Consider the following 6,567-nt stretch of genomic DNA (forward strand, 5'->3'; position numbering starts at 1 on the left):
CCCTCGGGGCCATGCTGCCCCAAGCACGCTGGTTAGACTCGCTGACATGTCTGGCCAGTCGCTGCTCGCACCCGGGGAGATCACTCCCATCCGTTCCGTACCCGGAAACATCCGGCGCCCCGAATACGTGGGCAAGCCGGCCCCCACCCCGTACACCGGACCGGAGATCCAGGACGCCGACACCATCGAGCGCATGCGCATCGCGGGGCGGATCGCCGCGCAGGCGATGGCGGAGGCCGCGAAGCACATCGCCCCGGGCGTCACGACGGACGAACTCGACCGGGTCGCCCATGAGTTCATGTGCGATCACGGCGCCTACCCGTCGACGCTCGGCTACCGCGGATTTCCCAAGTCGCTCTGTTCCTCGCTCAACGAGGTGATCTGCCACGGCATCCCGGACTCCACGGTGCTGCGCGACGGCGACATCGTGAACCTCGACGTCACGGCGTACATCAACGGTGTGCACGGCGACAACAACGCCACATACCTCTGCGGCGACGTGGACGAGGAGTCCCGGCTGCTCGTGGAGCGCACCGAGGAGTCGCTGAACCGGGCCATCAAGGCGGTCCGGCCGGGCCGGCAGGTCAACGTGATCGGGCGGGTCATCGAGTCGTACGCGAAGCGCTTCGGGTACGGGGTGGTCCGGGACTTCACCGGGCACGGGATCAATTCCTCGTTCCACTCCGGTCTGATCATTCCGCACTACGACAGCCCGCACGCGACCACCGTGATGCAGCCCGGAATGACGTTCACCATCGAGCCGATGCTGACGCTGGGCAGCCATGACTACGACATGTGGGACGACGGCTGGACCGTGGTGACGAAGGACCGCAAGCGCACCGCCCAGTTCGAGCACACGCTGGTGGTGACGGAGACGGGCGCCGAAATCCTGACGCTCCCGTAACCACGCGGACAACTCCCTCCGAAAGCGGCCGCCCCCGGGCGGCCGCTTTCACGTGCTCCCGCTACTCCCACGCACGCACCCAGCCCTCCCGACGCCGCCCCATTCGCCGGTCGGTCTCAGCCACGAACTGCCAACATGACGCGGCCCCCGATCTCCACCGTGCCGTCCGGCGCCGGTGCTGTGAGGATCTGGGAGCCACGCCCTTGTGCGATGTTGAGGGCGCGGCCGAGCCGGGCGCTGAGCAGCAGGGCCGCCGCGCCCGTCGCCTCGTCCTCCACGATGCCGTCGTCGCGCCGCGGAAACGCCCGCGCCCTGACCCGGCCCGCCGCCTCGTCCTCCCAGGCCCATACGTACAGCCAGCCCTCGCCCGGTGGCGGTCCGGTCAGCGCCTCGACATCGGCGACGGATGCGTACCGCTCCAGCTTGCGCGGCGGCGCCCACTCGGGGCGGGCGGTGATCCAGGTGAACTCCCCGTCCTGACGGGCGAAGATCTCCCCGACCGGCAGCTCCAGGATCTCCAGATCGAGCAGCCATGCGGTGCCAACGAGCGGATGCCCGGCAAAGGGGAGGCGGAGTCCCGGGGTGTAGATGTCGACGCGCCCGCGCTCGGGGTCGTCGACGAACACGGTCTCGCTGAAGCCGAGTCTGCGGGCCAGCGCCTGCCGGGATGCCTCGTCGGGGTGCGTACGCCCGTCGCGTACGACCCCGAGGGCGTTGCCGTGCCGGCCGTCGGGGCCGCAGAACACGCGCAGTACGTCGATGCCTGCGGGTACGCCGAAGTCGCTGTCGCTCACGTGGGCATTCAAGCCGCCCGGGTGGCGGCCGTACAACCGGGCCGCCACCCGGCCGGTGGTGTCCTGTGGTGCGGACGGATCAGGCGGTACGGCACAGGCAGTCGCCCGCCCCCACCACTTGACCACCATTTGACCTTTCCATGGGTTTTTCATGAGTCATTCGTGATCGACTCGTTCCCACATCACGCAGATGAGAGCCGAATCACTGCATGAGTGGGTATCGGTGAGGTAAGCCTCGGTTAAGTTAGGTCCGCCTCACCTGTCTTTGTCCGATCTTCTCCGTCTTCTCCTTCATCTTGTGGAGCCCGCATGCGAGCCGTTCGTTTCTCCGTCGTCACCGCTGCCGCGACCGTGGCCGCCCTGACCGCTGTCACGGGCTGTGCCGAGAAGAGCGACGGCAAGGGCGACGGAGCCGTACAGGTCGTCGCGAAGGACGACTCCTGCGAGGTGTCGAAGAAGAAGCTGCCGGCCGGCCACATCGAACTGGCCGTCGAGAACAAGGGCTCCAAGGTCACTGAGGTCTACCTGCTCTTCCCGGACGACCGCATCGCCGCCGAGCGCGAGAACATCGGCCCCGGCACCAAGGCCACCATCACGGCCGAGGTGAAGGCCGGCTCGTACAACGTCGTCTGCAAGCCCGGCATGAAGGGCAAGGGCATCCGGCAGGAGATCGAGGTCACCGGCGGCACCATCGCCAAGCGCAGCCCCGCGATGGACAAGGCCGTCGCGGAGTACCGCACCTACGTCCAGGCCCAGGCCGACGAGACGCTGCCGAAGGCCAAGCTCTTCACGGACGCCGTCGCCGCCGGTGACATCGAGGCGGCGAAGAAGATCTACGCCGACTCCCGGCTCGGCTGGGAGCGCACCGAGCCGGTCGCCGAGTCCTTCGGCGACATCGACCCGAAGGTCGACCTCCGCGAGGACGGCCTGGAGGACGGCCAGAAGTGGACCGGCTGGCACCGCCTGGAGAAGGCGCTGTGGCAGGACAAGAAGCTGAGTGCCGAGGAGAAGGCCCTCGCCCCGGTCCTCTACAAGGACCTGCTCGACTGGCAGAAGCGGGTCGGCACGGCGGACATCACCCCGACTTCGATGGCCAACGGCGCCAAGGAGCTTCTCGACGAGGTCGCCACCGGCAAGGTCACCGGTGAGGAGGAGCGCTACAGCCACACCGACCTGATCGACTTCAAGGGCAATGTCGAGGGCGCGGAGAAGTCCTACGAGCTGCTGAAGCCGATCGCCTCGAAGAACGACCCGGCGCTGACCACGACCCTGGACAAGCAGTTTGCGGCTCTGAACACGCTGCTGGACAAGTACCGCAAGGACAAGAGTTCCTACGAGTTCACCTCGTACGAGAAGGTCGGCAAGGCGGACCGCAAGGAGCTGTCGGACGCGGTCAACGCGCTGGCCGAGCCGCTGTCCCGGCTCGCCGCCGCGGTGACGAAGTAACGAGCGGGGAGGCTTCGGAATGTCCGAGAAGACGCAGAACACTGCCGGGGACGGCGCCGCCGAGGCGGCTGCCGCGAAGACCGGTGGCCGTACCCCGTCCCGCCGGGCGCTGCTCGGCTGGGGCGGCGCCGGTCTTGCACTCGGCGCGGTCGCGGCCGGTGGCGCGGTCGCCGCGGTGCGCACGGAGAACGACGCCGTGCCGGCCGCGGACAGTGGTGCGGCCGTACCGTTCCACGGTCCGCACCAGGCCGGTATCGCCACCGCCGTACAGGACAGGCTGCACTTCGCCGCGTTCGACGTGACGACGAAGGACCGCGCCGGGCTGATCTCGCTCCTCAAGGAGTGGACGCGGGCGGCCGAGCGGATGACGGCCGGTCACGCGGTCGGCGACGGCGCGTACGGCGGTCTCGCCGAGGCCCCGCCGGACGACACGGGTGAGGCGCTGGGGCTCAAGCCGTCCCGGCTCACGCTCACCATCGGCTTCGGCCCCTCGCTCTTCGCCAAGGGCAGGTTCGGCTTGGAGGACAAGCGTCCCGAGGCGCTCGTCGATCTGCCGAAGTTCTCCGGTGACAACCTCGACGCGGCACTCAGCGACGGCGACATCTGCGTCCAGGCGTGTGCGGACGACCCGCAGGTCGCGGTACACGCCATCCGCAACCTCGCCAGGATCGGCATGGGCCGCACCGCGATCCGCTGGTCCCAGCTGGGCTTCGGCAAGACGTCCTCGACGACGCCCGACGCCCAGACCCCGCGCAACATGATGGGCTTCAAGGACGGCACCCGGAACATCTCCGGCACCGACACCGCCGCCCTGGACAAGCATGTCTGGGTCGGCGAGAAGGACAAAGCGGGCTGGATGACCGGGGGTTCGTACCTGGTGGCCCGGCGTATCCGGATGCACATCGAGACCTGGGACCGTGCCCCCCTCCAGGAGCAGGAGGACATCTTCGGCCGCGACAAGGGTGAGGGCGCTGCGGTCGGCAAGGCCAAGGAGCGCGACGAGCCGTTCCTGAAGGCGATGCTGCCGACCGCACATGTGCGGCTCGCGCACCCGGACAGCAATGACGGTGCGACGATCCTGCGCCGCGGCTACTCCTTCACCGACGGTACGGACGGCCTCGGCCGGCTCGACGCCGGGCTGTTCTTCATCGCCTACCAGCGCGATGTCCGCAAGGCCTTCATTCCGCTGCAGCGACGCCTCGCGGCGCACGACGCGCTCAATCAGTACATCCAGCACGTGGGTTCGGCGCACTTCGCCGTCCCGCCGGGCGTCCGGGACAAGGGCGACTGGTGGGGCCGGGCGCTGTTCTCGTAACGGGACTCGAAACGGAAAGGGAACCGAAACGTGTTCAGCAACTTCCTGATCGGCCTGCGCGAAGGCCTTGAGGCCAGCCTGGTCGTCTGCATCCTCGTCGCCTACCTGGTGAAGACCGGCAACAAGAACAAGCTGATGCCGATCTGGATCGGTGTCGCCATCGCGGTCGTCGTCAGCCTGGCGTTCGGCGCCGGTCTCGAATTCGGCTCGCAGGAGATGACGTTCAAGGCCCAGGAGGCGCTCGGCGGTTCGCTGTCGATCCTCTCGGTCGGTCTGGTCACCTGGATGGTCTTCTGGATGCGGCGCACCGCGCGGCATCTGAAGACGGAGCTGCACGGCAAGCTCGACGCGGCGCTCTCGATGGGCACCGGCGCACTGGTCGCCACGGCGCTCCTCGCGGTGGGCCGGGAGGGCCTGGAGACCTCGCTGTTCGTGTGGCGTGCGGTGCATGCGGCGGACGACGGCTGGCACCCGATGCTCGGCGCGTTCCTCGGTATCGCGGCCGCCGTGGTGCTGGGCTGGCTCTTCTACCGCGGTGCGCTGAAGATCAACCTGTCGAAGTTCTTCACCTGGACGGGTGGCATGCTCGTGATCGTCGCCGCGGGCGTGCTCGCGTACGGCATCCACGACCTGCAGGAAGCCGAGTTCCTGGGCGGTATCCACAACCAGGCCTTCGACATCAGCGCCACGATTCCGCCGGACAGCTGGTACGGCACGCTGCTGAAGGGCACGTTCAACTTCCAGCCCGACCCGACCGTTCTTCAGATCACGGTGTGGGCGCTGTATCTGATCCCCACTCTCGCGCTGTTCCTTGCCCCGGTAGGGTTCGGACGGTCAGTGGGGGCGGCGGATCAGAAGGCGCGGAAAGCAACGGATGAGAAGTCTGAGGCCGATTCGGCTGGCGACGGGGCTCGCGACGGCGACGGCGCTGTCCATGACGGCGAGCGGGTGCGTGACGGTGCACGGCGAGCTGGAAGTGGTGCCGGCGGCAACCAGGTCTGAGGCCGCGCAGGCCCTGAAGGACTTCACCACCGCGTACAACGCGGCGGACAAGGCCTATGACCCGGCTCTGGACGCGGACCGGGTCACGGGCCCGCTCGGCGCGATCAACCAGGCCGGGCTGAAGGCACGGCAGAAGAACAATCCGGACGGCAACGCGAACCACGCGCCGTTGGAGCTGACCGACGCCACGTACCTCATCCCGAAGAAAGCCGGCTGGCCGCGGTGGTTCGTCGCGGACACCGACTCCAACCGCGACGAGGACAGCGGGAAGCTGGACACCCGCTGGCTGCTCGTCTTCGTCAAGTCCGGGCCGGGCGCGGGGTGGAAGGCCTCCTATCTGTCGGTCGTCACATCGTCCCGGCTGCCCGGCTTCGCGAAGGACAGCGACGGCCGGGCCGAGCCGGTGGCCGCGGACAGCTCCGAACTGGCTGTGGCACCGGAGGACCTGGGCACCCAGTACACGGAGTACCTCCAGAAGGGCACCCCGGACGTCTTCGCCCCCGGCGCCGCCACTTCGGGCTGGCGGGAGGCGCGCCGCACCACCCGGCGGGCGGGCTTCTCGTACCAGTACATCGACCAGCCGCTGGACAGCGGTACGTTCGCCCCGCTCGGCCTGAAGACGGACGACGGCGGGGCGCTGGTCTTCTTCAGCAGCAAGCACTTCGAACGGCAGACCGCGGCGAAGGGGCTGCGTCCGCCGCTCAACGCGGATGTGGAAGCGCTGCTGACTGGTGAGGTGAAGTCCACCCTCACCAAGGAGCGGGTCTCCAGCCAGCTGGTGTTCGTCCCGAAGAAGGGCGCCGGGAACGGCAAGGTGGTCATGCTGAACCGGCTGCCGGGCCTGACGGCAGCGAAGGGGTCGTGACCGGGGGCGGATTCAAGCCCGTCGAAAGGTGCCCCCCATGCCCTGAGGCCATGAGGGGTGAGGCAGAACGGCCACTGGTCGGCCCCGGTCATACGGCTGGTGCCGTGACCGGCAATGTTTGCGACGGGGCAAAGCTTGCCGGGAGGGGCACTAGTAGTGCGTCGCTGCTTAGCTGTGGGTTGTCTGGTTGGGAAGCTGATGTCTGGCAGATCCTTCTTCCGTTCTGCCGGACAGGGGTGGT

6 protein-coding genes are annotated in these 6,567 nt (G+C 68.3%); 5 read left to right on the forward strand and 1 reads right to left on the reverse strand.

What is annotated here, in order from left to right; translation table 11 throughout:
* Nucleotides 1-46 precede the first annotated feature (46 nt).
* Nucleotides 47-904 (forward strand): type I methionyl aminopeptidase, encoded by an 858-nt coding sequence (map, locus tag ABTZ94_RS19770; protein ID WP_351202348.1) that lies wholly within the window; start codon nt 47-49, stop codon nt 902-904.
* A 116-nt stretch (nt 905-1,020) separates the two neighbouring features.
* Here map and ABTZ94_RS19775 read toward each other — a convergent pair whose 3' ends face one another.
* Nucleotides 1,021-1,698, reverse strand: a complete 678-nt coding sequence (locus ABTZ94_RS19775) for a PhzF family phenazine biosynthesis protein (RefSeq protein ID WP_351202349.1) — start codon at nt 1,696-1,698, stop codon at nt 1,021-1,023.
* A 309-nt stretch (nt 1,699-2,007) separates the two neighbouring features.
* Here ABTZ94_RS19775 and efeO point away from each other — a divergent pair, with 309 nt between their 5' ends.
* The 4 genes from efeO to ABTZ94_RS19795 are packed head-to-tail and all read left to right on the forward strand — an operon-like array spanning nt 2,008 to nt 6,326.
* Nucleotides 2,008-3,144, forward strand: a complete 1,137-nt coding sequence (gene efeO / locus ABTZ94_RS19780; RefSeq protein ID WP_351202350.1) for an iron uptake system protein EfeO — start codon at nt 2,008-2,010, stop codon at nt 3,142-3,144.
* A 19-nt stretch (nt 3,145-3,163) separates the two neighbouring features.
* Nucleotides 3,164-4,459 carry an iron uptake transporter deferrochelatase/peroxidase subunit gene (gene efeB / locus ABTZ94_RS19785; protein WP_351202351.1) on the forward strand — a complete coding sequence of 432 codons (1,296 nt, stop codon included), beginning with the start codon at nt 3,164-3,166 and terminating at the stop codon, nt 4,457-4,459.
* A gap of 30 nt (nt 4,460-4,489) precedes the next feature.
* Complete coding sequence (gene efeU, locus ABTZ94_RS19790) at nt 4,490-5,461, forward strand: iron uptake transporter permease EfeU (RefSeq protein ID WP_351202352.1); 972 nt, start codon at nt 4,490-4,492, stop codon at nt 5,459-5,461.
* Nucleotides 5,394-6,326 carry an SCO2278 family lipoprotein gene (locus ABTZ94_RS19795; RefSeq protein ID WP_351202353.1) on the forward strand — a complete coding sequence of 311 codons (933 nt, stop codon included), beginning with the start codon at nt 5,394-5,396 and terminating at the stop codon, nt 6,324-6,326. Before efeU ends, ABTZ94_RS19795 begins: the two co-directional genes overlap by 68 nt.
* Nucleotides 6,327-6,567: the final 241 nt, after the last annotated feature.

Source organism: Streptomyces sp. NPDC002785, from assembly GCF_040295565.1.
In the GTDB taxonomy this organism is placed as follows: Bacteria; Actinomycetota; Actinomycetes; order Streptomycetales; family Streptomycetaceae; genus Streptomyces.

Excerpts from the sequence above, each read along its gene's own strand:
- map (WP_351202348.1), top strand. The coding sequence starts at position 47 with ATGTCTGGCCAGTCGCTGCTCGCACCCGGGGAGATCACTCCCATCCGT.
- efeO (WP_351202350.1), top strand. The coding sequence starts at position 2,008 with ATGCGAGCCGTTCGTTTCTCCGTCGTCACCGCTGCCGCGACCGTGGCC.
- efeB (WP_351202351.1), top strand. The coding sequence starts at position 3,164 with ATGTCCGAGAAGACGCAGAACACTGCCGGGGACGGCGCCGCCGAGGCG.
- ABTZ94_RS19795 (WP_351202353.1), top strand. The coding sequence starts at position 5,394 with ATGACGGCGAGCGGGTGCGTGACGGTGCACGGCGAGCTGGAAGTGGTG.